Annotated in this window: 22 protein-coding genes, 4 tRNA genes, 2 rRNA genes and 1 pseudogene; 24 read left to right on the top strand and 5 right to left on the bottom strand. The window is 35.7% G+C overall.

The features are described 5' to 3' along the window. Positions 1 to 12 precede the first annotated feature (12 nt). Positions 13 to 819, top strand: coding sequence for a hypothetical protein (locus EHV10_RS10585; protein ID WP_128674630.1), 807 nt, complete (start codon positions 13 to 15; stop codon positions 817 to 819). 18 nt (positions 820 to 837) lie between these two features. Next, a complete protein-coding gene (locus EHV10_RS10580; protein WP_128674629.1) occupies positions 838 to 1,371 on the top strand; it encodes a DUF2185 domain-containing protein in 534 nt (177 codons plus the stop codon). Positions 1,372 to 1,478: 107 nt separating this feature from the next. On the opposite strand, the gene EHV10_RS10575 is transcribed toward EHV10_RS10580, so the two are convergent. Then, positions 1,479 to 2,174: a L,D-transpeptidase family protein gene (locus tag EHV10_RS10575; RefSeq protein ID WP_128674628.1), complete on the bottom strand. Its 696-nt coding sequence runs from the start codon at positions 2,172 to 2,174 to the stop codon at positions 1,479 to 1,481. Between the two features lie 207 nt (positions 2,175 to 2,381). Between EHV10_RS10575 and EHV10_RS10570 the strand changes: the two genes are divergently transcribed. Further along, on the top strand, positions 2,382 to 3,797 hold the full coding sequence (locus tag EHV10_RS10570; RefSeq protein WP_128674627.1) for an alanine/glycine:cation symporter family protein: 1,416 nt from the start codon (positions 2,382 to 2,384) through the stop codon (positions 3,795 to 3,797). 60 nt (positions 3,798 to 3,857) lie between these two features. Here EHV10_RS10570 and EHV10_RS10565 read toward each other — a convergent pair whose 3' ends face one another. Continuing rightward, entirely contained in the window at positions 3,858 to 4,553 is a 696-nt protein-coding gene (locus EHV10_RS10565; RefSeq protein WP_128674626.1) for a DUF542 domain-containing protein, read from the bottom strand. Positions 4,554 to 4,825: 272 nt separating this feature from the next. Between EHV10_RS10565 and EHV10_RS10560 the strand changes: the two genes are divergently transcribed. The 3 genes from EHV10_RS10560 to EHV10_RS10550 all read left to right on the top strand — a co-directional run bounded on the left by EHV10_RS10560 (position 4,826) and on the right by EHV10_RS10550 (position 6,354). Beyond that, positions 4,826 to 4,897: transfer RNA gene (locus tag EHV10_RS10560), tRNA-Arg, on the top strand. A 271-nt stretch (positions 4,898 to 5,168) separates the two neighbouring features. After that, positions 5,169 to 5,585: a YjdF family protein gene (locus EHV10_RS10555; protein ID WP_128674625.1), complete on the top strand. Its 417-nt coding sequence runs from the start codon at positions 5,169 to 5,171 to the stop codon at positions 5,583 to 5,585. 40 nt (positions 5,586 to 5,625) lie between these two features. Beyond that, on the top strand, positions 5,626 to 6,354 hold the full coding sequence (locus tag EHV10_RS10550; protein WP_128674624.1) for an NAD-dependent protein deacylase: 729 nt from the start codon (positions 5,626 to 5,628) through the stop codon (positions 6,352 to 6,354). Positions 6,355 to 6,638: 284 nt separating this feature from the next. Here the strand turns inward: EHV10_RS10550 and EHV10_RS10545 are convergent, their stop codons facing one another. Beyond that, a complete protein-coding gene (locus tag EHV10_RS10545; RefSeq protein ID WP_128674623.1) occupies positions 6,639 to 7,376 on the bottom strand; it encodes a hypothetical protein in 738 nt (245 codons plus the stop codon). 334 nt (positions 7,377 to 7,710) lie between these two features. Between EHV10_RS10545 and EHV10_RS10540 the strand changes: the two genes are divergently transcribed. The 9 genes and pseudogenes from EHV10_RS10540 to EHV10_RS10500 all read left to right on the top strand — a co-directional run bounded on the left by EHV10_RS10540 (position 7,711) and on the right by EHV10_RS10500 (position 17,565). Next, the gene (locus EHV10_RS10540; RefSeq protein ID WP_128674622.1) at positions 7,711 to 8,718 is read left to right on the top strand and encodes a helix-turn-helix transcriptional regulator; all 1,008 of its coding nucleotides are present in this window, start codon (positions 7,711 to 7,713) and stop codon (positions 8,716 to 8,718) included. Positions 8,719 to 9,081: 363 nt separating this feature from the next. After that, entirely contained in the window at positions 9,082 to 10,467 is a 1,386-nt protein-coding gene (locus tag EHV10_RS10535; protein WP_128674621.1) for an extracellular solute-binding protein, read from the top strand. Positions 10,468 to 10,481: 14 nt separating this feature from the next. Further along, complete coding sequence (locus tag EHV10_RS10530; protein WP_128674620.1) at positions 10,482 to 12,104, top strand: helix-turn-helix transcriptional regulator; 1,623 nt, start codon at positions 10,482 to 10,484, stop codon at positions 12,102 to 12,104. Positions 12,105 to 12,362: 258 nt separating this feature from the next. Continuing rightward, positions 12,363 to 13,739, top strand: coding sequence for a choline-binding protein A (locus EHV10_RS10525; RefSeq protein ID WP_158609915.1), 1,377 nt, complete (start codon positions 12,363 to 12,365; stop codon positions 13,737 to 13,739). A gap of 63 nt (positions 13,740 to 13,802) precedes the next feature. Next, complete coding sequence (locus EHV10_RS10520) at positions 13,803 to 14,195, top strand: hypothetical protein (RefSeq protein WP_128674619.1); 393 nt, start codon at positions 13,803 to 13,805, stop codon at positions 14,193 to 14,195. Positions 14,196 to 14,570: 375 nt separating this feature from the next. After that, positions 14,571 to 14,831 (top strand): annotated as a pseudogene (locus tag EHV10_RS15435) (HIRAN domain-containing protein); the annotation flags it as partial. 52 nt (positions 14,832 to 14,883) lie between these two features. Continuing rightward, positions 14,884 to 15,243, top strand: coding sequence for a YccF domain-containing protein (locus EHV10_RS10510; protein WP_128674618.1), 360 nt, complete (start codon positions 14,884 to 14,886; stop codon positions 15,241 to 15,243). Between the two features lie 113 nt (positions 15,244 to 15,356). After that, positions 15,357 to 15,938: a TerD family protein gene (locus tag EHV10_RS10505; protein WP_128674617.1), complete on the top strand. Its 582-nt coding sequence runs from the start codon at positions 15,357 to 15,359 to the stop codon at positions 15,936 to 15,938. 142 nt (positions 15,939 to 16,080) lie between these two features. Next, positions 16,081 to 17,565 (top strand): DUF438 domain-containing protein, encoded by a 1,485-nt coding sequence (locus EHV10_RS10500; protein WP_128674616.1) that lies wholly within the window; start codon positions 16,081 to 16,083, stop codon positions 17,563 to 17,565. Between the two features lie 43 nt (positions 17,566 to 17,608). Here the strand turns inward: EHV10_RS10500 and EHV10_RS10495 are convergent, their stop codons facing one another. Next, a complete protein-coding gene (locus EHV10_RS10495; protein ID WP_128674615.1) occupies positions 17,609 to 18,181 on the bottom strand; it encodes a TetR/AcrR family transcriptional regulator in 573 nt (190 codons plus the stop codon). A 281-nt stretch (positions 18,182 to 18,462) separates the two neighbouring features. On the opposite strand from EHV10_RS10495, the gene EHV10_RS10490 reads away from it, so the two are divergent. From EHV10_RS10490 to EHV10_RS10480, 3 genes are all read left to right on the top strand, one after another. Continuing rightward, positions 18,463 to 20,799 (top strand): hypothetical protein, encoded by a 2,337-nt coding sequence (locus tag EHV10_RS10490; protein WP_128674614.1) that lies wholly within the window; start codon positions 18,463 to 18,465, stop codon positions 20,797 to 20,799. 103 nt (positions 20,800 to 20,902) lie between these two features. After that, complete coding sequence (locus EHV10_RS10485; protein ID WP_128674613.1) at positions 20,903 to 22,195, top strand: UDP-N-acetylglucosamine 1-carboxyvinyltransferase; 1,293 nt, start codon at positions 20,903 to 20,905, stop codon at positions 22,193 to 22,195. 61 nt (positions 22,196 to 22,256) lie between these two features. Continuing rightward, positions 22,257 to 22,544, top strand: coding sequence for a hypothetical protein (locus tag EHV10_RS10480; RefSeq protein WP_243116125.1), 288 nt, complete (start codon positions 22,257 to 22,259; stop codon positions 22,542 to 22,544). 139 nt (positions 22,545 to 22,683) lie between these two features. On the opposite strand, the gene EHV10_RS10475 is transcribed toward EHV10_RS10480, so the two are convergent. Continuing rightward, positions 22,684 to 24,072, bottom strand: a complete 1,389-nt coding sequence (locus EHV10_RS10475) for an ISNCY family transposase (RefSeq protein WP_128674612.1) — start codon at positions 24,070 to 24,072, stop codon at positions 22,684 to 22,686. A 194-nt stretch (positions 24,073 to 24,266) separates the two neighbouring features. Here EHV10_RS10475 and EHV10_RS10470 point away from each other — a divergent pair. From EHV10_RS10470 to EHV10_RS10445, 6 genes are all read left to right on the top strand, one after another. Beyond that, positions 24,267 to 24,352, top strand: a tRNA-Ser gene (locus EHV10_RS10470). A gap of 56 nt (positions 24,353 to 24,408) precedes the next feature. Next, a tRNA-Ser gene (locus tag EHV10_RS10465) sits at positions 24,409 to 24,497 on the top strand. Between the two features lie 183 nt (positions 24,498 to 24,680). Beyond that, positions 24,681 to 26,212: ribosomal RNA gene (locus EHV10_RS10460) — 16S ribosomal RNA — on the top strand. 62 nt (positions 26,213 to 26,274) lie between these two features. Then, positions 26,275 to 26,392 (top strand): 5S ribosomal RNA (rrf, locus tag EHV10_RS10455). A 44-nt stretch (positions 26,393 to 26,436) separates the two neighbouring features. Further along, entirely contained in the window at positions 26,437 to 26,649 is a 213-nt protein-coding gene (locus EHV10_RS10450) for a hypothetical protein (RefSeq protein ID WP_128674611.1), read from the top strand. Between the two features lie 6 nt (positions 26,650 to 26,655). Next, a tRNA-Ile gene (locus EHV10_RS10445) sits at positions 26,656 to 26,729 on the top strand. The last annotated feature ends 33 nt before the right edge of the window (positions 26,730 to 26,762 follow it).

The following is a 26,762-nucleotide window of genomic DNA, read 5'->3' as shown; positions in this document are numbered from 1 at the left end:
ACAGGAGGTTTTATGGCGATAGACGGAGTTAAAATTATAGACAGTGACGATGCCTATGATATATATAATGATATTGTAGAGCGGTATAAAGATGGTGTAGATGTAGCACTCATTAAAAAAGAATGGCTTGATGAGGAAGCAAATTTTTGTACGGATGAGTTGCATACAGAGATATATTGGACAGCTCTTGCTTATTCACTTTGGAAGATAGGGAATTTGGATGAATATATAAAAGAAAAAGTGTTAGATATAATATCAAAAGGAGCAAGTGAACTTTGGAATGAGATAGATGAGAAGGCATTGAAAACAAGACAAAAAGCACTAAATAAGCTCTCTGAACAGATTCAAAGTGAAAATCCAAGGCCGATTAAAAAGCCCAAGCCACAAAAAAGAAGAGAACCGTATTTTGAACTTGGAGATGTTATCTCGGTAAAGTTTGAGAATGAATATGGAATTTGTTTTATTTCAGATCTGGAAGTAAGGCCGAGAAAGATAGAATATCATATAGCCTGTGCAAGAACTTTGCAAAAATCAGAGCCTACTATAGATGATTTTGTAAACAGCAGTATTGCGTATAAGAAAATGAATACCGAGTTTGTACTTGAAACAGATTGCTGGTTTAATCATAAGGATCTGGGTGTATTACTGCCATATTTAAAGAAAATAGGTAAGGTAAAACTTAAACCTTACAGTTTGGGAGTACTCTCGCCTGCTGATTCGCTTGAACATTTTTATGATGATATTACAAATGAATCTGATCTATGGCCTTTTAAAACAATTAAGATAAGCGAAATAATAGAAGAAATTTTAGAAAATTAATTATAGGAGTAATTTATAATGAATAAGAAATGTCGTATAAAGCCTGAAGATTTAAAAAATCTTTTTCACACAGACGGTCCTGAGGGTTGTATAGCTTCCGACAGGATAATGGTTGAAGGCAGAAAGGTCGGATATATGTATAGAGAGTATGCCGACCGCAAAGAAGACAGCGGTTGGAGATTTACTGCAGGAGATGAGAACGAAGAATATATGTCAAATGCTGAAAATGCCGGTGTATATACTCTAAATGCAGTAGCTAATATTGATATGGATATTATTCCTTTTTTGAACTCACCTGTAGGAAGCGGTTTTTTCAGAGATGAAAACGGGAAACTTGTAAAGGATGATTTTAATATAATTGCCAGACAGGAGATAGATGAAATTTTATATGAGTATAAGATTGAAAACTCAGAGGATTATGAGAACAGAGATCCGGAGGAATTGGCAGAGATATATGAAAATATTAAGACAGTTCAGGAGAATCATGATTTGTCCGATGATGATGTAGAAGAATTATTAAAAAGTATTTTCTCTGATTATGATGAATCATAATAAATCGCATATAAACCGTAGTAATATTTATTGACTGAGCAAAATGTAGAGTAAAATAATACATACTTAATAATAAAAAACGTACCGAATAGGTACGTTTTTTATTATTAATAGCTTGTAAGCTTATCTACATTTTCAATTATAACAATCTTTGTATCGGCATCTACGCTGTTTACAAGTTTTTTCATATATTCCTCAGGAATTCTGACACAACCGGCTGATGAAGTATCGTTGTCGGTTTTTGTACAATGAATGAAGATTGCCGACCCCTTACCCGGTATGGATTCTGTATTATAGTTAAGTGCTAATGCATAGTTATAGAAAGGATGAGCCGCCTTTAAATCTTCGGCTGAATTCCAGTCTTTCTTTACATTTGAGGTATTTACCCATTTATTGTAGTATGCACTGTTTGAATCATCTACCCAGTAATCGTCATCACCGATTTTACGATATTCCAATATGCTTCCGGGATTATCCTTAAGTCCGAAGGCGAACATAGCACTGAATACTCCTTCAGGTGTTTTTCTGTCACCTTCAGCTTTTTGAAGAGAAATACCGTTTGTACCTGCAATACCGTTTACATACCAGTTCTTTTTCCATGTACCGTCAGCCGATTTTGTATAGTCATTGACTGTCACCTTGTTTTTATTGCTCTTATGTCCGACTATAAGCACAATATGGCTTGCAGTTTTTGAAACTGCCAGCTTTTCTACAGGTAGAGCGGCATGTGAGCTTATAGTTGTACTTGCAAGTAGTGTTGAGAGAACCATAAAAGTTGCACATATTTTTTTGATTAATTTCATATATTATTCCATTCTGCATTGGAGATGTAAATACATCTCATTATTAAAGATTTTCTATAAATAAGATTTTATACTGATAAATATGTTTTAGTCAATGAAAAAAATATTAAAAAAATATAATCATTATTTCTTTTTACACAAAAAAGAGGTGACATATAACAGTGTAATGTGATAACATACTAAAGTATACACAAAGAGAGGTGGCATATGTTGAGTACGATAACAAAAATTTTGAGCACGGTGGATGACTTTGTTTGGGGATTACCACTGATTATTTTGATTTTGGCAACGGGATTATTTTTGACTGTAAGACTAAGGGGGCTTCAGATAAAGAGGTTACCTCTCGCAATCAAGTATATGTTCTCATCGGATGAGGAAGACGGAAGCGGAGAGGTATCAAGCTTTGCAGCACTTTGTACAGCTCTATCGGCCACAATCGGAACAGGAAATATTGTAGGCGTAGCTACCGCCATAGTTTCCGGAGGACCCGGAGCACTGTTTTGGATGTGGATGGCAGCTATAGTAGGAACCGCAACAAAGTATGCTGAATGTCTTTTGGCTGTAAAGTACAGAGTCGTTGAAAAAGACGGACATGTTATCGGAGGACCGTTTTATTATATTGAAAACGGAATGGGCAAGCAGTTTAGATGGTTGGCAAAAATATTTGCAATATTCGGCATAATGGTCGGGCTCTTCGGAATAGGAACTTTTACACAGATAAACGGCATTACAAGCGCAATAGGAAACTTCTTTGACAAAGAGAGTGTTCATTATGTGAATCTGTTTGGAAGAGATTATTCTCTTACCATTATTATATCAGGAATTGTACTTACATTTTTTGTAGCATTGGTTTTAATAGGAGGTTTAAAGAGAATTTCAAATGTGGCTCAGATAATAGTGCCTTTTATGGCAATTATTTATGTCGCCGTAGTTATGATTATTCTTATACTTAATCTTGGAAAGATACCGGCTGCACTTATTGAGATAGTGCAAAGTGCATTTGGACTGAGAGCTTTTGGCGGAGGTATGTTTGGTGCTATGATAGTAGCCATGCAAAAGGGAATTGCCAGAGGAATATTTTCAAATGAGGCAGGACTTGGAAGTGCACCTATAGCGGCAGCTGCGGCTCAGTCTAAGGAAGAAGTAAGACAGGGACTTATTTCAATGCTTGGTACTTTTATAGACACTATTATTATCTGTACTATGACAGGACTTTCGATAGTTATTACAGGTGCATGGGATATGGGACTTGAAGGTGTAGCTGTTACAACAGAGGCTTTTCAAATAGGATTGCCTTTCTCAAACAGTGTGTCTGCATTTATATTGATGGTATGTCTTGTATTCTTTGCTTTTACAACTATTCTCGGCTGGGATTATTATTCTGAAAAATGCCTGGAGTACATAATCGGAAATAAGCCGAAGGCTATAACGGTTTATAGATGGATTTATATTGCATGTATCTTTATAGGTCCATATATGACAGTGAAAGCGGTATGGACTATTGCTGATATCTGTAACGGACTTATGGCAATACCGAATTTGATAGCCTTGATAGCATTAAACGGTGTAGTGGTAAGAGAGACAAAATCATTTTTTGAGCGTGGCGTTCATAATAAAATATAAAGTAAAAAGGTCTTAGACTCACAGATGTATAACTGTAAATCTAAGACCTTTTGTCAATTATTATTGTTCTGCATATTCAGGAAATGTAATACTGTTTTCCTTGAAAACATGAACAAAAATATCCTCAACGAAATCCTTCATAAGTTTAAACGTATTGGCATATGTGACGCAAGTATCAGCCGGTACTTGAAAGTTATTTGTAAGCTCTTGCATTTCCTTAATCATGTCGCCTACATCTACATGTTCACCTTCAAGTTCACTTATCAATTCAAGAGTTTCTTTGTCAGGGTGATGATTTGAACGCATCAGCGGGAATATGAGCCTCTCTTCTTTTGCAAAATGCTCTTCAAGTTCTGCTTTCATTCTTGCAAATAAGTTGTGAATCTTTGTAAGTTCCGCACCATGATGCTGATAATGTACTATCAAAATCTTGTTTAAAAGCTTTTCGATTTGTTCCATCATCTCACGCTCTGTAACATGATGAGTTGCCTCAAGATTATCAAGCATCTCATTAACGCTTAGTTTTTCAAAATCTTCTATGGATTCCACACTTTCTTTGTTTTGTGGAACAGGCTGCGAAGCTATATTGTTAAGTTCATTTATAAGTGAAGTAAGGTCAATACTCCCGTCTGTGAAAGACTCATCAAGTGGCATATGACCACCACAGCAGTAGTCTAGGTGTAAGTTGTTAAGATAAGGAATTGTTTGAGGATATTGTTTAACAATATCGGCAAGTGACATTTTAGCTGTAATCATAGCATACCTCCTTAAAGTGAGTGAATTATCATAAACAAATTCACTGTCAGTTTTATAGATAAAGATGAACTTACATCAATATCTATAAAAAGATTATACACTTATAAAATATAGGAATCTGTAACAAATAAGACAAAATAAAATATTATAAGAATATAATTATAGTTTTGAATTTAAAAGATACAAAAAAACAGATGAAATGGTAGGGTTTAAAATCAGCTTGAAAGAAGTATGTATTTGTTGTATACTTTTTTTGTTATAATTATATATCGGTTCTCTTAGTTAAATGGATATAACGATAGCCTCCTAAGCTGTAATTGTGGGTTCGATTCCCGCAGGGAACATTTTTGGCGGTAATGACTTGCGATAGATGCTTGTCATTATCGTTTTTTGTTGTATATAAAAGTTTTATTTTTATTGAATAACTATTTATTATATGAGAAAATAATAGCGAACAGTCAAGTTTAATCTTGATTATATAAGCAAAGATAAAAACGCAATGTACATTTATTGTGCTATAGCCGGTAGGTAGCCCGGCAGTCCTATAAGTATATAGGGTAAGTAACCTGCCCCTCCGGGTTGTCCGTTCTTTGTAAAGAAATTGGAGGGATGGCGATGAATGATATAAATGTCAAGTTAACTGTGTTTTTTGAAAATCCGTTTTGGGTAGGTGTGTTTGAGCATGTTGAAAACAACTTTCTTGTTGTATCAAAAGTAACGTTCAGTGCAGAGCCTAAGGGCTATGAGGTATTAGACTACATAATAAAAAATTACTATAGTTTGGTATTCAGCCCTGCTGTTGAAACAAAGATAAAAAAAGGCAAAACAAATCCGAAGAAAGCTCAACGCGATGTAAGAAAGCAGATGCAAGTATCCGGTATAGGAACAAAGTCACAGCTTGCATTAAAATCGCAACATGAACAGAATAAGAAGGAAAGTAAGATAAGAAGGCGAGAAGAAAAAGAGGCGGATGTGCTTAAGAGATTTTTATTAAAACAGTATAAGAAAAGAAAAAAACATAAGGGACATTGATATTAAGTAAAAGTATTTGTAAGTGAAAGCGGGTGTTTATATGTATGAAAATGAGAAGACAAAGCTTCAAAAAATTATAGATGACAGTACCAATATAGTATTTTTCGGTGGTGCCGGAGTTTCTACAGAAAGCGGTATTCCGGATTTTAGAAGCGAGGACGGTCTTTACCGTCAAAAGTATAAGTACTCTCCCGAACAGGTGATAAGTCACAGCTTTTTTATGAAATATCCTGATGTTTTTTATGAGTTTTATAAGGACAAAATGATGTGTCTTGAGGCAAAGCCAAATGCCGCACATAATAAACTCTCGGAACTTGAAAAGTCGGGAAAGCTTAAGGCTGTAGTGACGCAGAATATTGACGGGCTTCATCAAAAAGCCGGAAATAAAACAGTCTATGAGCTTCACGGAAGTATACATAGAAATTACTGTATGAAATGCAAAAAATTTTATGATGCAAAATATGTTAAAAACCAAAAAGGAATACCATATTGTGAATGTGGCGGTATGATAAAACCTGATGTTGTTTTGTATGAAGAGGGACTTGACGGGAATGTAATAAATGCCGCGATAAGAGCAATCGCATCGGCAGATACTCTTATAATCGGCGGGACATCTTTGGTGGTATATCCTGCGGCAGGTTTTATTGATTATTTTCATGGCAAGCATCTTGTGGTTATCAATAAGTTGAAGACCGGAAAAACCGTAAATGCAGAGTTGTGTGTGAATGCGCCTATCGGAGAGATTATGAGCGGAATAAAGATCAAATAGAAGATAAAAATTTTAATCAGAGGAAATGAAAATGGGGAGATATCTTTGCAATATGCTCCCCAATTTATTTAAAGAGGTTGTTTGATTGATTTATATTAGTTTACGACAAGGTCTGAGATATCATTAACTTTTCTTCCCACACAATGAATAGAAATCTCTTCATAATAAGTGAGTCTTATTTGACGGCCACTCCGTCACCGGAAACAAGATACTCTTTTGCCGGTGACATATTTGCATCGTCATGAGTTGTTGTATCAGAAGTTCATTTGGAAGATTTCTCATCATTAGTGTTTAGTTGTAGTATCACCGGATTTTTCCATTGTAAAGTCATAATATTCTTCATCATTGCTGTAAGTAATTACAAATACATCATCCTTATATTTGCCGTAAAGATTAGCGCCGTCAGCAACTTCGCCTTCAAACAATACTGAATCGATGAAGAAAGACCATGTAGGAGTTGAGATTTCTTCGTCAGCAAAACTTATGACTGCTGTATGATCTGCATTTAAAGTTGCTGTGAAAAAATCAGGTGTTACATCTTTTGAAGCATCGCTACCCAATACATCGGCCACTGAAACACCAACCCATTCACCTGTAAGAGCTTTATCTTCTTCAGGAATATAGTTCTCAGGGTTTGCTGCGTCTGTACCTTCTTTTGCAAATGTTATAGCAAGTTCAATTCCCAGGTATTCTTCTAGAAAATTCTCAAAGGTTATAGTATCTTCTCCAATTTCGCCAACTATTTCTTCATTATCTATGGTTATAGTAATTGTACTGTCATTGCTAACCCATTTTCCTGTTGCATTTTCGCTCTCTAAAGATATAGAGGCTTTACCGTCTTTTTTTAACTCGAGGGTGAATCCGGATACATCATTCCCGGTAAGAGTCATTCCAAAAGATGTTTCACTTACTCCTATATATTTTCCGGCCAGCTTGGCGTCTCTCTTGCCGGAAGAACCTACACAGGCAACCAAAGCCATAGATAGTATGATTGTAATAAGCATTGATAAAATTTTTTTCATTTTACTCTCCTTTCTTTTATACGCTTTTTGCCAATCAAGTTTTTGCTTTGAATTCATACTACGCTTTATAAAATTAAAAGTATATTACCCTTCGAATACTCTTTCAGTAAAAAAATAAATGGTATCACATGAATAAGAAATAATGTACAATAAAATAACTATAAATACGGATAATTATTACACTTTGACCATTATAATATTTACTATTCATAAATAAATTTTTTTAATAAAAGTCTTAATATAAACACTACAAGGAGGATATATTTGAGTTTAAGATAAGATATTATTATGATACAATTACATCAAAAAAATATTGATAAAAAAGAGGTGAATTATGCCAAGGGGGAGCAATCAAAAATTTAAATTTACATATCTTACGAAGATTATGACAGAAAAGACTGATGATGAGCATAGTCTCACTATGCCTCAGATACTTGATGAGCTTAAGAAGTATGAAGTAAGTGCTGAGAGAAAGAGTATCTACGAAGATTTTAAAGATATGGAAAGATTCGGCATAGATATTATAAAGGAGCAGAAGGGTAGGGAGACCTTTTATCATATTGCAGGAAGAGAGTTTGAATTGGCAGAGGTAAAGCTTCTAATTGATGCTGTGCAATCCGCAAAGTTTATAACTCAAAAAAAGTCAAAGTTATTGATTTCAAAGGTAAAAAAATTTGTAAGTGAGTATCAGGCTAAACAATTACAAAGACAGATTGTTATAAATGATCGTGTAAAGACAATGAATGAAAGCGTATATTATAATGTGGATGATATACATACTGCTATAAATCAAAATAGGAAGATCAAGTTCAAATATTACAAATGGGATATAGATAAGAAACTTGTGGAAAGACATGGAGGGATCTATTTTGTTGTAAGTCCGTGGGCACTGCTGTGGGATGATGAAAACTACTATATGATTGCCTTTGATGATTGGGATAATAAAATCAAACATTACCGTGTAGATAAGATGATGTATATTGAGGTTGGAAAAGATGAAAGAGCCGGAAAAGAAGAGTTTAAAAACTTTGATATGGCAAAATACTCAAAGGCAACCTTTGGTATGTATCATGGTGATAAGACAAAGGTATGTATAAAGTTTACTAATCATATGTGTGGAGTATTTATAGACAGATTCGGGAAAGATACTATTTTTAGGAAAACAGATGAAAACCACAGTGAGCTGGTAGTGGATATAAATGTAAGCCCGCAGTTTTTCGGATGGATATTCAGCTTGGGAAATGATGTGGAAATAGTTTCTCCAAAAGAAGTTGTTAATGAATTGAGGGAATACACAAAGAAATTTATGCTAAAATATGAGCTAATCAGAGGTGAATTATAATTCTAAAGAGAGCTCTTTTTTGTTGAATTTAAAAAACGGAAAAGAAATGTGAATAATCTTATATGCAAGTCTTTAGCAACTAATTTTTAAGCAAAAAACTATGTTATAATTTTACTTATCTTTTAATAAAAATTAGTGATTTTTTGAAAACATATATTCTTAAAACTGAATAAAATCATACTGGACATAATTATGACGGCAATGTAAAATAATAGTAGATAATTTAATGTATAAAAAATCAAAATTTACATATTATAATAATAAATTTATACAAAAAGCTACAAATTAACGTTAATTGATAAATATAAATTATGATATTTAGTTATACAATTTACGTAACAGTTGGTTTAGAGGGAGGACAAAATGAATAGAAAAAAGACTTTACATTTATTCGTAATAATATTTGTTGTGATTTTGGTAGGATGTACATGGAGGTCCGGGAAAGAGAAGAAGCAAGTCGTTCTTACACTTTGGCATGTATACGGTGGTCAGACGGATTCTCCCTTAAATCAAAGTATAGATAAATTTAATGAGACCATAGGAAAAGAAGAGGGTATTAGAATAAATGTTACAAGCGTAACAAATACAAATACAATACATGAAGCTGTTATTGCAGCTGCAAAAAATGAGCCGGGGGCGGCAGAGCTTCCGGATATGTTTGTCTCATATCCAAAAACTGTACTTAGTTTACAGGATAAAGATATTTTGGTTGATTATAAGAAATATTTTACGGAAGATGAGCTAGATGAACTTATTCCTGAATTTGTACAGGAAGGAATAATTGATGATAAGTTGATGGTATTTCCTGTAGCGAAATCAACAGAGATTCTTTTTGTAAACAGGACATTGTTTGAACGCTTTGCAAAAGAAACCGGGGCAAAGGAGGAGGATCTTGTTACATGGGAAGGTCTGTTTGAAATGGCAAAAGTCTATGAAAAATGGACAGATGATAAGACTCCAGATATTCCAAATGATGGAGAGAATTTCTTTGTACATGACTACCATTTTAATTATTTCCAGGTGGGGTGTGAGTCGCTAGGTGAATACTTTTTTACAGATGTATTAAAAGGTGGCAAGTTGGCATTTGGAGATAAATTTAGAAAAATTTGGGAACCTTATGCTGATGCGGCTATTTCCGGTGGAGTATGGCTACGTGACGGTTATGCTACAGAACCGCTAAGAACCGGAAAGGCAATAGTGAGTGTAGCATCATCCGCGAGCGTACTGTATTATGAGGACATTGTAACATATGAGAATAATATTTCAGAACCTATAGAGGTTGTATCATATCCGGTACCTGTTTTTGAAGGTGGGAAAAAGATGGTTATGCAAAGGGGAGCTGGCTTTTGTACAGTTAAGTCTACTCCGGAGCGCGAAAAGGCGGCAGCATTGTTCTTAAAATGGCTTACAGAACCTGACAATAATATTGAATTTGTAGTAAAAGCAGGATACATGCCTGTGACAGAAAAGGCATTTGCACAGCTTTCCAAGGTGGCAGGAAAGCTTGAGAGCACTAAGTATAGAAGTTTATATGAGGCTATTTCAAAAACTAAAGAAGAATATACTTTCTATGTAGCACCGCAACTATCTAATTATCTTGACATGGAAATGTACTTTGAAAAAAATGTAAGACTTGAGCTCTCAAGGGCCAAAGAGGAATATAAAGAAGCTTTGCAAAATAATGAACACCCGGATAAAGAGGCTTATATTGAAGAGGCATATCAAAATATGATGAATGCGATGCAATAGTTTGGAGACAAAAAATGGAACAGAATAAAGAAAAAAACAGGTCTGCAACTCTAAGAAATAAGTTATCTTTTTGCGAGATTCTAAAGGGAATTAATCATCAAAGTAGATCAATGCGTAGCAAACTTATGATATATCTCTGTTGCCTGGTCTTGGCAGGAACGGGAATATTATTGGTTATGCTGGTGGCTTCAGGTGTGTTTTCAGAAAGTGGAAGACAAATTGAGCAAAATCTGCAAGTTCACCTTCAAAATCAAGAAAGAGATATTAAAGATAGAATGGATTTGTTTGCAACAAATGGTATAGATCTATCAAAAAGGCTTACAATATATTTAGAGAGAGAAGTGCTGTCATATCCCTATGATATAAAAGAATTGGAAAATGATGGAGACAAACTTCGAAAAATGCAGGAAAATATGTATATGCTATTAGAAGGCAAATTACATGTTACTCGTGCAAGTGGTGTTTATGCAGCATTTGATACTACAGTAAATACTTCAGCACCAAATGCGGAATACTCACGTAGTGGAGTTTATTTGAGGTTGGCTAACGTAAGTGGAAATGTTTTGGAAGATGATGTGTTTCTCTTTCGTGGGAATCCAAATGTAGCTATGCAGAATAAAATCCAGATACATAATCGTTGGAATATGGAATTTAATACTGAGGATATGTACTGGTTTAATAATCAGGTATCTACAGGAAGTAACAAGGCTGCAACAGAGGAGTATTTATGGATTAACAGACAACATTTGAAGGATACATGGGAAAACAGCATATTTTTAAGTGTACCGGTTATTGGAAGCGAGGGCAAAAGATATGGAATATGTGGTCTTGAAATCAGTGGTCTTTTATTTCGTTTAAGTTATCCCAAATTCGAAAGTAAATATGGTGATATGGTGACCATAATCGCACCTGTAGATCAGGAGAAGTTATTGCTTAGTGAAGGACTTAGTGGTTCTCAGGGTAATAGTTATATAAATGAAAATGATGATCTTTTTATTGATACAGGTAAAATATATAATGTTTACTCTAATTCTCAAGGGAAATATATTGGAGTACAACAAACAATAGAGGGTGCTTTTGATCAACAAGGCAGACAATGGGTGATTGCCATACTTGTTTCATATGGTAGTTTTGAAGCTCAGGAAAGATATGAAAAAATAATGATGATAGCAATACTGATGGTATTTAGTATCGTTATGTTTATAATATCGCTTATTATATCTAGACAGTTTGTGAAGCCTATTGAGAAGGGAATAGAGAATCTAAAGACAGATGATTTCTATAAAAATGACTCTCGTACAGGAATTGCGGAGATTGATATTCTGGCAGAGTTTCTAAAAAGTAAAGAAGAAAAATACAAGAGTATGGGTGCAGTTCCATCAGAAATAGAAGAGATGTTTGATCGCTTTATAAAAAATTCAAAGGAATTGACTGCATCAGAAAGAAATATTTTAGAATATTATGTAAATGGATATGAGATTGCTGAACTACCGGACTTACTTTGTATAAGTTTAAATACAGTAAGAAAACATAATAGGAATATATACACAAAGCTTGAAGTGAATTCTAAAGATGAGTTACAGATATATATTGATCTATTGGTACGCTGTGGAAGGATTAATGAAATATTGAAATGAAATTAGATGCACCTAATATTAGTATAAATCATACAAATATTAGGTGTATTTTTGTGCATTTCTTTGGTATTCATTAGATACTATTTGGAAAATCGGCTTAAAAGTATTCTTTGAATAATATATTTTTGCTTTAAAGTATGATATTGATAATACAAATAGAAGTATTTCCATAAAGAAAATAGAAAAGAGGAGGTAAAATTATGTAGACATTTTAATATTGATACAAATTATAAAAATATAATAAGAAAGGAATGTATTATGAATCAAAAAAAGATAATTATAAAAGAAATAATTAAAATTATACTATTTGTGTTTTGGATATTGGCACTACTTTGCATTATGCAAAAAGAGTCTTATGCAATGAGTAACTCTTTTGATTATGAAGTTAAATATGTGGATGAATTAGGTAATGTTGTAAAAACAGATAATGGTAATCAAATGAGCAGTAGCATAGGTTTAATTACGGAAACATTTACAATTCCGGTGTTACCTACATTTACTGAAGACGGTATAACATATTATGTTAAAAGCAGTGCAGATCAGAACTTGCTCACTGATGCAACTTTGAGTTCTACAAGGGATGAGCTTGTTGCAACTGTTAATTGGATTACATATACAGGCAGGGTGACTTATAATCTGTTATGTATGGATAATCGATCTTCATATGTAATTAAATATGAAGATGAATCCGGCAATACACTTACTAATGATCAGATTGGTAGAGCCCCGGATATGACTTGGATGCCTTTAACTAATACCGAATTTGTTGCTACACAATATGATACCGGAATAGTTTATGTGGTAAAACCGAATCAGGTATATCCTACATTTCAATATCAATATAACTCATCAAGTGATATTAAGGTACTTGTAGGTGCAAATTATCCATTATACACAATTATCTGCACGAGAAAGTATCCGACAGGAAGCGGAAGTACAGGAGGAAGTGGAAGTACAGGAGGAAGTGGAAGTACAGGAGGAAGTGGAAGCATAGGAGGAAGCGGAAGTACAGGCGGAAGCGGAAGTACAGGAGGAAGCGGAAGTACAGGAGGAAGTGGAAGTACAGGAGGAAGTGGAAGCACAGGAGGAAGCGGAAGTACAGGCGGAAGCGGAAGCACGGGAGGAAGTGGAATAACTGGTGGAAGCAGCGGAACAACTCCAACACAGAGCGTAGTAGTAATTCCCGGTGGAACAAGTGGAAGTGGAAGCATAGGTAAAGTCGAAAGAAGCCATAATAGTGGAAGCGGTAGAGGAGTTGGCCATAAGGCTATTGGAAAAGGTGGGTCAGGAATCGGAGCAACTATTAAGCAAGGCTGGATATTAGAAAATGACAAATGGTACTATTACTCAGGAACTACCAGAGATACACTGAAAAAAGGTTGGCATTTGGATCCACAAGACGGAAAATGGTATTATCTAAATCTTTTAGACGGTGTTATGTTTACAGGATGGAACAATATAGGTGGAAAGTGGTATTTCTTTAATAACCATACACCTAATTGGACTTGGGAATTGCGTAATGGTGAATGGTATTTTAAGAATATAGAAAATTCAAGACCACTTGGATCAATGTATACAAATGAAAATACGCCGGATGGATTCAAAGTTGATAAAAATGGAGAATATATTCGTTAGACAAGTGTTTTTAAATCCAATATAAACCGGAAGAAACTGTTCAATTTCCCAAAAGGAGGGAAGATGAAACGATATAGTACGATTTTGATAATAATAATTAGTTTATTATTCTGTATGGGTTGCTCAATTAATGAAAAAAGAGATGAAGCATTAGTAGGGAAATATATAGCGATATCAGGAAAAGCATTTGGACTTAATCTTTCTCGTGATGAGATAACAGGATTTACTATTGAGCTAGGCGTTGATGGGCAGGCAATTATGGTAGCAGAGGATATAAGAGTAGAGGGTAAATGGTTTAATGATGATACTACTGTTACAGTTAAAATTGATAAGATAAATATGGTAGGAACAATTAGTGAAGATACAATTATATTTGAAGGATTTTTAAAAGATCAGGTAGGGGCCTCAATAGACTTGCAGTTTGCAAGAGAAGGAACAGATGTTGTATATCCTTAAAATTAAAAAAACTCTTTTATGAAATTGAACAGGGAGTTCTGTTGTTGATGTGTTGGATAATGGTATCTATTATATATTTATGATTTGTAACTTTGAAAGCGGATAGCTCGAAAATTGAGCTATCCGTTTTTGTCAATAGATTTTAGAGATGTAATGTAAACTGGAGGTATAAGATGAAAAATATAAAAAAACTTCTTTGTGATACTACTTTTGGCTTTGACTATGCCTATGTCAGTATATTGTATAAGAACCCGGGGGAAAACTAAGAAGTTGGAACAAGTATAACAGAATCCGGAGAGAAAAATGATAAGAAGAATAGTAAAAAAATGAGGCAAATAAGAAAAAAAGGATTCAAGAAAAGATATTGTAGTATCTGAAATTTTTTTAGAAAAGGAGCCTGACAATGAATATGACAAAGATGCTATACAGATACTTTGTGAAGGACTTGGTAAGATAGGATATGTGGCAAACAGTCCGTATACAGTGCTGGGTGAGTCATTCAGTGCAGGAAGATTGTATGATAAAATAGGTGAGAGAGCTGTAGAAAAAGTAGTACATAAAACAGATTACGGTATTGTATGCAAGATTTCAAAAAAATCCTTGTTGGGTAGCGAGAAAAAGTCTATCATTGTATAGAGATAAAATTGGGTTAGAAGAGATTCTTACCCGGATAATATAAGGAGTAAGTATGGGTACTTTGGGTAATGTTTTGTGGTTTATTTTTTGTGGACTTTGGAGTGGGTTATTGTGGATATTTGCCGGTTGTCTTTGTTGTATAACGGTTGTAGGAATACCTTTAGGTCTTCAATGCTTTAAATTTGCCGGATTGGCATTTTTTCCGTTCGGAAAAGAAGTGGTATATGGCGGAGGTGCTGTAAGCTTTCTTGTAAATATTATTTGGCTTATTATGCTTGGAATACCTATGGCAATCGCTCATGCAACTGCTGGGCTGATTCTTTGTGTAACCATAATAGGTTTTCCTTTTGGACTTCAGTTCTTCAAATTGGCTAAACTTTCATTAATGCCTTTTGGAGCAAGAGTGATTTAATGAAAACATTCTTAAATTATATTGTAGCTGATTGAAAAATGAGTATAATTGATATATGATTGAGATGACAAATTTTGGTAATTTATATATCAATGATATATTAGGAGGATAATATGCCAATTAGTTTAAAAAAAGGTCAAAAAGTTAGTCTTACAAAGGGAAATCCGGGACTTAAGAATGTTGTGGTAGGACTTGGATGGGATACAAATGCCTATGATACAGGTGCAGACTTTGACTTGGATGCGGCAGCATTTTGCTTGACAGATTCAGGTAAGGTTTCAGGTCAGAATGATTTCGTTTTCTTTGGAAACCTTAATCATCCTTCAGGTGCTATAAGCCATTTGGGAGATAATCTTACAGGTGCAGGTGACGGTGATGACGAGCAGATAAAGATCGATCTTTCAAGAGTTCCTGCAGAAATCACAAAGATTGCATTCACAGTAACTATTTATGAGGCGGAAGCTAGAAGACAGAACTTCGGTCAGGTATCAAATGCCTTTGTAAGAATATTTGATGAGAATACAGGTGAAGAACTTTTGAGATATGACCTTGGTGAAGACTTCTCTATTGAAACCGCAGTTGTATTTGGTGAACTGTATAAAAACGGTGACGAGTGGAAATTCAATGCGATAGGTAGCGGATATCAAGGTGGATTGGCTGCTCTTTGCAATATGTATGGTATTGATGCGGATTAAATTTTGAAATTTGGACTGTGCACTTTTTTAGTGCAGGTCCTTTTTTTATTTATTTTTATATTGTAACATATGATACTGAAAAACAAGCTTTATAAGACTATAATTAGGGAATACTAACTTATATGGGGAAAAGGAGAATGATATGAGTAAAATACTTGATTTAAATAAACCGGTTTTTGAGTTGGCAAAGGAATATCCTGATTTTATTGAAATATTTGCAGGTCTCGGATTTAAAGATATAAAAAATCCTGTTATGTTAAATTCTATGGGACGTTTTATTACTATAAATAAGGGCGCTGAAATGAAAGGGATTCCTCTTGAAAAAATAAAAAAAGTTTTTAGAGAGCATGGATATGAAATAGCTGAGGACAAAAAAGAAGAAAAAGAATTAAAAGAGGTAGCAGACAGTATACAAAATAACACTGAAGACAGTACCGAGTTACTCAAGCAATATTTGATAAGACTCTCAAACGGTGAATCATTGGAGTCAGTTCAAAAAGATTTTAGAGAAAAGTTTGAATCTGTAGATGCAAGTGAAATAATGAAGGCGGAGCAGTCGCTGATGGAATCGGGAATGCCGTATCAGGAGGTTCAAAAATTATGTGATGTTCACTCGGCACTGTTTCATGGAACAACAAGCAATGAGCTTGGAAATGAGAATGAAATAAAGAATACTATGAGTATGGCAGACGGTGCAAATGAAGATGATACTAAAATACTTATTGAGACAAAGGGACATCCGCTTTCTACATTTACAAGAGAGAACGAAAATCTTGATAAGTATATAAACGAATTTCTGGTTAAACTTGGAAACAATGAGGTGGACAGAGTTCTACTTTCAAAGATAAGAGAAGTTTCCATGCATTATGCAAAAAAAGGAGATCTTTTATATCCTTTATTAAAGACCAAATATAATGTTTCGGGTCCGGCTACTGTAATGTGGTCTGTAGATGACGAAATCAGAGATGAGCTTGGAAGACTTGATAAAATCGAAAAAGAAGATGAGAAATGGATAGAGGATATAAAGGCTGTAATCACTCGTATGCAGGAGATGATTTATAAAGAAGCCAATATTTTATTCCCGATATGTACAGTGAACTTTACAGATGAGGACTGGTTAAATATTTATTTGGACAGCAAGGGATATGAGAACTGTCTTGATATAGTACCTGAAAGTTTCTATAAAGCCGAAAAAGTTAAAAGAGAGTTTGATGATATTGACGGTGAGATAGTTCTTCCGGGAGGACATTTTACAAAAGAGCAACTTATTGCACTCTTAGATACCATGCCTCTTGAGATTACATTTATAGACGCAGCTGATATAAACAGATTCTTTAACGACAATGATTGCCCGAAAGCATTTAAAAGACCGTTGATGGCAATTGACAGAGATGTGTATTCATGCCATCCTCCAAAGATAGAGCCAATGGTAAGAGAAATAATATCAGGCTTTAAAAACGGAAGCAGAGATGAAGTTGCTATCTGGATGAAAAAGAACAATAAGGACATGCTCGTAAAGTATATGGCGGTCAGAGATAAAAATAAAAAATATCTTGGAACAATGGAAATAGTTCAGGATATGGATTTTGCAAGAAAGCATTTTGAAGAAGAAGGTCAGAACAACTGATATAATAAAGAGCCTATGAATTTTACTTCATAGGCTCGATTTTTTATTCTATAATATTTGTAAGTCCGTCACGTATAAATGACAGAGTAAGTACTGCGAGATCATGAGGTGACATCTCAAATTCACTGTCAATCCACCTTACAAGCAGACCTAGTGTTCCTGAAAGAATGAAATCGTAATATAATTCAAAATAAGGCATATTCTTTTGCTTTATAAAAGCCTTATAATTATTAAATACACAGGTCTGCAATTTATTTCTGAGTTCATTAGAGAAGTTTGCATCCAAATCGTCATGCAGGAATATTTTTGCCATATCTTTATTATCATATATAAATACAAATAAAGCTTCTATAAAAGGTACAAGGTTGTCTGTATCTGGAGCTATCTTGTCTAGTATATCTTCAAATTCTTTTAAAAGATCGGCTTGTATATGCTCCATCAAATCATATACATCCTTGTAATGTAAGTAAAATGTTCCTCTGTTTATGTCTGCCATCTGTGCCAATTCTTTTACCGTGATATTTTGAATTTTCTTTGTTTCAAGTAAGATGCTCAGACATTTTCTAAGCTGTGACCTGGTTTTTCTTACTCGCCTGTCTACAGTTTTTTCGTTCATAAAACCTCCCGATAGTGTTATAAAATAAAATTTCCAATTTTTCGATTGAATGTACAATAGGCGATGTTTAAGAACTTTAATATCAGTTAATTAACTAATGCACATTAATATACTTAAAAGTATAGTCAACTACAGTAAAAAAAGCAAGTATAAACTAAGACCATAATAAATATTTTTTAATTAAAAAATATTTCAAGTAAAGTGAAAAGTATAGTATAATAAAATACTAGGGTTAAGAGCCTTATTTGACTTTAAAATATTATGTGATATAAGGGAATTTTATGAGAACTAAGAAATTTAGATATATTATATTTGTATTGGTATTCCTATTGGCGGTAATAGGTTTTTTATTATACTCTTTTTTGAAAAAAAATAAAGTTGACACTACAGGTGGAGATATTGCGACAAGTGACATTAACATACCGAGATTATATAATGTGCTTGGGGATTATTATATAAATAAGATGTATGGTTACAGTGATGAGACGGATGTTGAGGCTGCCGATAATATACTTTCATTGGTACTGGATGATTACAGTATGAAGTTTAGAGTGGTAGATGCAAATATTGCGGATGTTGAAGAGTATGATTACAGCATAAGAACATTTGATACAGATGAACTTATAGAAAGCGGAGACAGGATAAAACTTGATGGCGATATTATAGATTTGCATCTGTCAAGTCTGGTGGAAGAAAATAAAGAATACTTTCTTGAACTTAGATTGTATACAAATGGACAGACATTTCATTATTACAGCAGGATAGTCAGGAGCAACATCGAATTTGCAAAAAGGCTTATAGATATGGCAAATACTTTTTCAAATAATAATTTTGACGGAAATACGGCAAAAGACAATACCGTATATCTTGAAAGTGACGGTACAGGGAATTCAAGAGGACTTGAATATGTAACATTGAAGTCGGATTTCAATATGATAAGTTATAACGGAATGAACCTTACACCTTCTGAAAAAGAGGTGAGCCTTGTAAATTACAACGGCAAGGTAGGAGAAATACATTTCAGCTTTACTGCAAGTTCAGAAAATAAAAATTATAATATAGAAGAGAATTTTATCTGCAAATCCGGTACACAAAGACTTTATATGCTGGATTATACCAGAACGATGAATCAAAGTTTATCAAAAGATATTGAATATAATAAGAAAATAGATTTAGGCATAGGTAATAAAGATGTTAAGTCTATATCGGATAATACAGGTGAGAAAATAGCATTCCTGGTAGATAATAAACTTTTTTTGTCAGACAGTAAAACGGAAAGCCTTGAACAGGTTTATAGCATAGGAAAAAACAGTTATATTTATCCACTGAAATTTGGAGACGGATTGTACTTTATAAGCTATGGGTATAATGTTGACTCATCTCATATAGGGGATGTAGGTGTTTGCCTTTTTAAATATATGGAGAACACAAAAAAAGTTTCAAAGCTGGCTTTTGTAAAAACAGAAATTGATGCTCAAAGTTTAAAGGAATCGATAGATGAACTTGCATATATGGGTGATAATGCGATGCTTTATCTTAAGCTTATGGATAAAGTGGTAGGACTTGATATTTTGTCGGGAAATTATGTGACTGTGGCGGAAAACCTTGAACACGGAAAGTATTCCATAAGTCAGGATAAGAGTTTATTATCTTGGAATATCGGAGACGGGTTGAATATTTATAATTTTGCTACAGGAGAAAATCAGCAATTAGATAATGCAAATGAGATAATGCTGCCTATAGGATATATTGGAAGCGACTTGGTAGTAGCAATAGAATCTCAAAATGTTTCAAATACAATCAACGGCAAATCTACAGGAAGTATTTTTGAAAAGGTGAGGATATACAATAATCTTTTGGAATTACAAAAGGAATATACTTATGACGGCAGATATATTGACAATATCGATGTAAATGGGAATCGTGTGCATATTGATCTTTATCAATATGACGGTGAAAACTTTACCAGGTTGGGAGAGGATACGATAATCAGTAACAAGTCTGTGGCAAGTGAGATCAGAGTATCATCTTATATGGATAGTTTCAGAGCAAAGAACTATGTTATAGACACCGGTAAGTGGATTGAAGGTGAGGTTTATTACTCAGTGGATCTTCAAATTGACAATACTGATATAGAATATAATATCGATTTGAATAAATCGTATCTTGACAATATGTATTATGTCTATATTAATTCCAAGTTGGAAGGGACATACGATAATTCGGTGAATGCTATAGATATTGCATATACAGATATGGGATTTGTAAGAAGAAAAGGTATAATGGTGTATGCGAGGTCAATGGTTGAGACCGCGTCAAATACAAATTTTGATGTAAACAAAGCCGGAGAATATGTAAATTATTGGGAAAATAATGAGCTTACAAGATTTCAGGGTATAACATTAAAAGAGGTAATGTACTTTTTAACTGTTAAAAAGCCTGTGTTTACATTTACAGCAATAAATAATCCGGTTATAATAATTGCGTATGATTCAAAAAGTGTCACAGTATATGATATAAATAAAGCAAGTGTACAGAAAATAGATATAAATGAGGCTCAAAGTATATTCAATAGTACTCAAAATGACTTTTCTTGTTTCTTTACCTTTAGAATGTAATGTGATAAAATTAGAATCGTAATAAAAAAGAAAGATTTGATTTGGGTTTTTATTTACTTAAATATTAAAGTTTGAATATATAGTTTTATATTAGAGGAGAAAAATGGCTCAATATATAATGAATGGTGGAAGTCCATTGGTAGGAGAGGTTGCTATAGGCGGTGCAAAGAATGCGGCACTTGGTATTTTGGCAGCTGCTATAATGACAGATGAAGATGTTTATATAGAAAATTTACCTGATGTAAAAGATATTAATGTAATGCTTGAGGCGATAAAGGCTATTGGCGCAAGTGTTGAAAGACTTGACAGACATAGCGTGAGAATTAATGCGTCTGAAGTAAAGGATGTATTGGTTGATGACGAATTTATAAGAAAAATAAGAGCATCATATTATTTTATCGGAGCGCTGTTAGGTAAGTATAAGAGTGCCGAGGTGGCTTTGCCGGGTGGATGTAATATAGGGTCAAGACCTATAGATTTGCATTTGAAGGGATTTAAGGCATTGGGAGCCGAGATTGATATTGAGTCTGGAAGAGTAAAAGCACATGCCATTGATTTGGTTGCGGCGGATATATATTTGGATACCGTATCTGTAGGTGCCACTATAAATATTATGATGGCTGCATCATTGGCGGAAGGAAGAACGGTTATAGAAAATGCGGCTAAAGAACCGCATATAGTTGATGTTGCAAATTTCTTAAACAGTATGGGTGCGGATATAAAGGGCGCAGGAACAGATGTTATAAGAATAAATGGTGTTAAGTCATTACATGGAAGCAGATATTCCATAATACCGGACCAGATCGAAGCCGGAACATTTATGTGTGCTGCGGCTATTACAAGGGGTGATATTACTGTAAAGAACATTATACCGAAGCATATGGAAGCTATAAGTGCAAAACTTATGGAGATGGGATGTGAGGTTGTGGAATTTGACGATGCAATAAGGGTTATTGCAAAGAACAATCAAAAGTCCACAAATATAAAGACGTTACCTTACCCGGGCTTTCCTACAGATATGCAACCACAGATAACTACCGCTTTGGCTCTTGCTACAGGTAGCAGTCTGGTAGTTGAAAGTATATTTGAAAACAGATTTAAATATGTGGATGAACTCGCAAGAATGGGTACAAATATCAAAGTGGAGGGTAATACCGCTATGGTTATCGGAGTAGCAAAACTTAGAGGGGCGGCGCTTAAAGCACCGGATCTTAGAGCGGGTGCTGCACTTGTATTGGCAGGTCTTGCTGCAGAGGGACAGACTACTGTAGATGATATTAAGTATATAAAAAGAGGATATGAGGATTTTGAAGGCAAGTTGGTCTCATTGGGTGCTGATATAAGAGAAGTGGACAGTGAGGCCGAGGCAAGAAAGTTTATTATCAAGGTTGTATAAGGATTTAATTTGCGGATGGCTTGGCTGTCCGCTTTTTAATATATAAGGTAATTAGGCAGTTATGAAAAGAGAAGAGTTACTATCAAGTCTAGTTCCTATTATTGAAAGAATTATAAATGAGATAGAGAAGTTGGATGAGGAGGCAAGAAGTATTATAAAAGGGCAACATAAGGATGAGGGTGTAGATGCATTGGAGTTGACAAATATTATTTTTGATAAGAGCGGATGTTATGATATGTTTGCTCTTGGATATCATGTAGGAGAAACAGAGGCAGGAGAACTTTACCTGCTAATAAAGTTTGATAAAAATTTTTTTGGAAACAGCGATATAGTTTATGAAGTTTATTAGTAAAAGTGGCTTAAATCGGCTTAAATAAAGGAAGTTTAATGTCTCCAAAATTTTAAAAAAAATAAAAATAAATGCTGTCAAGCATAAATGATTATGTCCCAAAAAAATTAATTTATAAGCCCCATAAAAGGGGCTTTTATCATGCACTTTTTATGTCTTCTTCAATTCTGTGTGGCTGTGAGTGTACGAATTTATAAAAGGCACCTAATCTCCAAGGATGGTTCATTGGTGGAATATAAGGTTTTCTAGGCTCGGGTTGTTTGTAATCAGCATCCAAGTCCTTAGATTTATACTCATGGGGCGGTATTTCTTCCAGAGCGTAAATATCTTTGTCATTTACGCACGCAAACAGAGACCTATCAAATGCTTTGATAAGCATAACCTTGGTACCTTTTCGGTAATGGGTCTGCATTCCTTTATTATCTACCATCTTATAAAATTTCTTCTCGAATTGAATCGCATGTCCGGCATCAACAGTTCTCTCGGTTAAAACCGCCAAAGTAAGATTTATTTTTTCTTTAGACGGTTGCTTTTCAAAGACAGATTTGATACCATTACATGGAAGTGAGAACTTCTCATTGAATTCTTTTATGTAGTGGTAAAGGAATTCATTGGCATTATTGATGTCGGTTACGCCTGCGAGTCTAAACTCAATAGGCAGGCGTGACTGTAAGGTTTGATTCAATCGTTCTATGCGTCCTTTAGCTTGTGGTATGCTGCTTGATTCAAGTTGTATACCAAGTTGCTTGCAGGCGTAAGCGAACTGTGTATAGGTGTCTTTGTCGTCAGATAAGGCACCTTTTTTCTTGTAGGTAAATACAGTTCGTTTATCAGTAAGAAACTTATAGGGAATACCATAATCAGTAAGAATCTGTTCAAACACATGGTAGTAGCTGTTAAGAGTCTCTTGAGTATCAAACCATGCACCCGTAACAACACCTGAGGCATCATCAATGGCCAAATGTAGATGCCATATCTGTCCGGGCACCCATTCATAAGGTGTAGCATCCATTTGAAGCAATTCGCCGAAATAAGCACATCTTGGACGACGACTGTGAGCATCTTCAACTGCTACTAAGTTAGCCTGTATCTGTGATAATTCTTTTTTTGATGTTGCAGCTTGCTTCTTGGCTCTGAGAGCCTGCTTAATGCGTCTACGTTTAGCTTTTGTAGCCTTTGGAGATAGAATGTACTCTGACTCCAAAATACTCATTACAGAGGAAGAAGAGATGCTTATACCCTCATGCTTTTTAAGAAGCTCCGTATAGTGTTCAAAGTTAGCCTCGTAGTATTTAGTTCTGTATAGATCAATAACCTGACTTCTGACATCAGGACGTATAGTGGTGGCAGGCTTCTTACCTCTGTTACCATGGATAAAGAATGCCTTACCATCTTTAATATAACCTTGTATCATACGGTTTATATGCCTCTTGGTGCATCCTAGGATAAGAGCATCTCTATCCTTATTAGCTGTATCCGGGTGATCTACCAGCCCTTTAATAACCTCATATTTTCTTTGTTCATTCATTGATAAAATAACCTTTCTGATAAGTCAGTCCCTCCTAGTGTTAGAATATACAAAATACTATTCTACCATAAGTGGGACATTTTTATTTGTGGTATACCAGGACTTTATCATTTATGGCTTATAAAATTTTAAAAAAAATAAAAATAAATGCTTGACATTAAACCCTTGTTGCGATATTATAATTAGGCAGTTACGGAGAGGTATCGAAGTGGTCATAACGAGGCGGTCTTGAAAACCGTTTGTCCGCAAGGGCGCGTGGGTTCGAATCCCACCCTCTCCGCTTCCTTTTTGCCTAAAAGCAAAGAGGTGAACAGAAGAAGGATAACTCGCAACCAAGCAGAAGTACCCAAGTGGTTGAAGGGGCTCCCCTGGAAAGGGAGTAGGCTGTTAATAGCGGTGCGAGGGTTCAAATCCCTCCTTCTGCGTTGAACCTTGATAATTTAAGATTAAACAGTACACACAACCCTGAAAATAACTTGATTATTTTAATAATAATCGATGAGATTTCAGTAAAAACAACGTTTAGATTCGAATAGAATTTAAAACCTTTAAAAAACAGTAGATCTGTGAAAACAGATGCAAGCTAGCGAGAAGGCTAGATTAAACTTTTATATGAGAGTTTGATCCTGGCTCAGGATGAACGCTGGCGGCGTGCTTAACACATGCAAGTCGAACGAAGCTGCTTAAAGGAAGTCTTCGGATGGAATTTAGGTAGACTTAGTGGCGGACGGGTGAGTAACGCGTGGATAACCTGCCTTATACAGGGGGATAACGGAGAGAAATTTCCGCTAAGACCGCATAAGACCACAGCACCGCATGGTGCAGGGGTAAAATATTTATAGGTATAAGATGGATCCGCGTCCGATTAGCTAGTTGGTGAGGTAAAGGCCCACCAAGGCGACGATCGGTAGCCGGCCTGAGAGGGTGAACGGCCACATTGGGACTGAGACACGGCCCAAACTCCTACGGGAGGCAGCAGTGGGGAATATTGGACAATGGGGGAAACCCTGATCCAGCGACGCCGCGTGAGTGAAGAAGTATTTCGGTATGTAAAGCTCTATCAGCAGGGAAGAAAATGACGGTACCTGACTAAGAAGCCCCGGCTAACTACGTGCCAGCAGCCGCGGTAATACGTAGGGGGCAAGCGTTATCCGGATTTACTGGGTGTAAAGGGAGCGCAGACGGCAATGCAAGTCTGAAGTGAAAGGCGTGGGCTCAACCCATGAACTGCTTTGGAAACTGTATAGCTTGAGTGTCGGAGGGGTAAGCGGAATTCCTAGTGTAGCGGTGAAATGCGTAGATATTAGGAGGAACACCGGAGGCGAAGGCGGCTTACTGGACGACAACTGACGTTGAGGCTCGAAGGCGTGGGGAGCAAACAGGATTAGATACCCTGGTAGTCCACGCAGTAAACGATGAATACTTGGTGTCGGTGAGGTAAACTCATCGGTGCCGCAAGCTAACGCATTAAGTATTCCACCTGGGGAGTACGTTCGCAAGAATGAAACTCAAAGGAATTGACGGGGACCCGCACAAGCGGTGGAGCATGTGGTTTAATTCGAAGCAACGCGAAGAACCTTACCAAATCTTGACATACTCTTGAATAGACTTGTAATGAGTCTAGACCTTCGGGACAAGGGATACAGGTGGTGCATGGTTGTCGTCAGCTCGTGTCGTGAGATGTTGGGTTAAGTCCCGCAACGAGCGCAACCCTTGTCGTCAGTAGCCAGCAGTAAGATGGGCACTCTGACGAGACAGCCGGAGATAATCCGGAGGAAGGTGGGGATGACGTCAAATCATCATGCCCCTTATGATTTGGGCTACACACGTGCTACAATGGCGTAAACAAAGTGAAGCAAAGCCGCGAGGTCAAGCAAATCACAAAAATAACGTCTCAGTTCGGATTGTAGTCTGCAACTCGACTATATGAAGGTGGAATCGCTAGTAATCGCAGATCAGAATGCTGCGGTGAATACGTTCCCGGGTCTTGTACACACCGCCCGTCACACCATGGGAGTCATCAATGCCCGAAGTCAGTGACCCAACCGTAAGGAGGGAGCTGCCGAAGGCAGGGAGGATAACTGGGGTGAAGTCGTAACAAGGTAGCCGTATCGGAAGGTGCGGCTGGATCACCTCCTTTCTAAGGATAAAAGTAGGGGTTGTGAGTACTGTTTAGTTTTGAATGCTCAAGGCTGAAATCTTAGCGGTGTCGATGCGCCCGGGGGATACACCCGTTCTCATTCCGAACACGATGGTTAAGACCCGGTCGGCCGATGGTACTATATTGGAGACGATATGGGAGAGTAGGTGGATGCCGCTTTATATTTTATAATAAGATATTATTCAAACACATAGGAGGGGCTTATGGGTGAGCAATTTGGAAATTTGGTAAGACAATATCCATGGCATGTAGTTTGTCTGGTTTCACTACTCTTTATTGTAGGACAGGGGTTGTTGATATTTCTTGCTAAAAAGAATAATTGGTCATTGAGAGTAAGACCTATCCAAATACTTATGTTTGTTGTATTGTTTATATGTTCGTTATATATGATAATAACAGGACAGAGTACGATGTAAAATTTAGGGCTTATAGCTCAGCCGGTTAGAGCGCACGCCTGATAAGCGTGAGGTCGGTGGTTCGAGTCCACTTAAGCCCATACATTTTTCACTTGATGAAAGCAAGCGAAGCG

Source organism: Lachnoanaerobaculum gingivalis (assembly GCF_003862475.1).
Lineage (GTDB): Bacteria > Bacillota > Clostridia > Lachnospirales > Lachnospiraceae > Lachnoanaerobaculum > Lachnoanaerobaculum gingivalis.
This window is presented reverse-complemented; position numbering and strand designations above follow the sequence as displayed.

Coding starts and splice junctions, on each gene's coding strand:
- EHV10_RS10485 (WP_128674613.1), top strand. CDS start 20,903: ATGGCTCAATATATAATGAATGGTGGAAGTCCATTGGTAGGAGAGGTT.
- EHV10_RS10555 (WP_128674625.1), top strand. CDS start 5,169: ATGAATGATATAAATGTCAAGTTAACTGTGTTTTTTGAAAATCCGTTT.
- EHV10_RS10545 (WP_128674623.1), bottom strand. CDS start 7,376: ATGAAAAAAATTTTATCAATGCTTATTACAATCATACTATCTATGGCT.
- EHV10_RS10550 (WP_128674624.1), top strand. CDS start 5,626: ATGTATGAAAATGAGAAGACAAAGCTTCAAAAAATTATAGATGACAGT.
- EHV10_RS10570 (WP_128674627.1), top strand. CDS start 2,382: ATGTTGAGTACGATAACAAAAATTTTGAGCACGGTGGATGACTTTGTT.
- EHV10_RS10500 (WP_128674616.1), top strand. CDS start 16,081: ATGAGTAAAATACTTGATTTAAATAAACCGGTTTTTGAGTTGGCAAAG.
- EHV10_RS10525 (WP_158609915.1), top strand. CDS start 12,363: ATGAATCAAAAAAAGATAATTATAAAAGAAATAATTAAAATTATACTA.
- EHV10_RS10490 (WP_128674614.1), top strand. CDS start 18,463: ATGAGAACTAAGAAATTTAGATATATTATATTTGTATTGGTATTCCTA.
- EHV10_RS10475 (WP_128674612.1), bottom strand. CDS start 24,072: ATGAATGAACAAAGAAAATATGAGGTTATTAAAGGGCTGGTAGATCAC.
- EHV10_RS10510 (WP_128674618.1), top strand. CDS start 14,884: ATGGGTACTTTGGGTAATGTTTTGTGGTTTATTTTTTGTGGACTTTGG.
- EHV10_RS10520 (WP_128674619.1), top strand. CDS start 13,803: ATGAAACGATATAGTACGATTTTGATAATAATAATTAGTTTATTATTC.
- EHV10_RS10495 (WP_128674615.1), bottom strand. CDS start 18,181: ATGAACGAAAAAACTGTAGACAGGCGAGTAAGAAAAACCAGGTCACAG.
- EHV10_RS10535 (WP_128674621.1), top strand. CDS start 9,082: ATGAATAGAAAAAAGACTTTACATTTATTCGTAATAATATTTGTTGTG.
- EHV10_RS10565 (WP_128674626.1), bottom strand. CDS start 4,553: ATGATTACAGCTAAAATGTCACTTGCCGATATTGTTAAACAATATCCT.
- EHV10_RS10480 (WP_243116125.1), top strand. CDS start 22,257: ATGAAAAGAGAAGAGTTACTATCAAGTCTAGTTCCTATTATTGAAAGA.
- EHV10_RS10580 (WP_128674629.1), top strand. CDS start 838: ATGAATAAGAAATGTCGTATAAAGCCTGAAGATTTAAAAAATCTTTTT.
- EHV10_RS10540 (WP_128674622.1), top strand. CDS start 7,711: ATGCCAAGGGGGAGCAATCAAAAATTTAAATTTACATATCTTACGAAG.
- EHV10_RS10450 (WP_128674611.1), top strand. CDS start 26,437: ATGGGTGAGCAATTTGGAAATTTGGTAAGACAATATCCATGGCATGTA.
- EHV10_RS10585 (WP_128674630.1), top strand. CDS start 13: ATGGCGATAGACGGAGTTAAAATTATAGACAGTGACGATGCCTATGAT.
- EHV10_RS10530 (WP_128674620.1), top strand. CDS start 10,482: ATGGAACAGAATAAAGAAAAAAACAGGTCTGCAACTCTAAGAAATAAG.
- EHV10_RS10505 (WP_128674617.1), top strand. CDS start 15,357: ATGCCAATTAGTTTAAAAAAAGGTCAAAAAGTTAGTCTTACAAAGGGA.
- EHV10_RS10575 (WP_128674628.1), bottom strand. CDS start 2,174: ATGAAATTAATCAAAAAAATATGTGCAACTTTTATGGTTCTCTCAACA.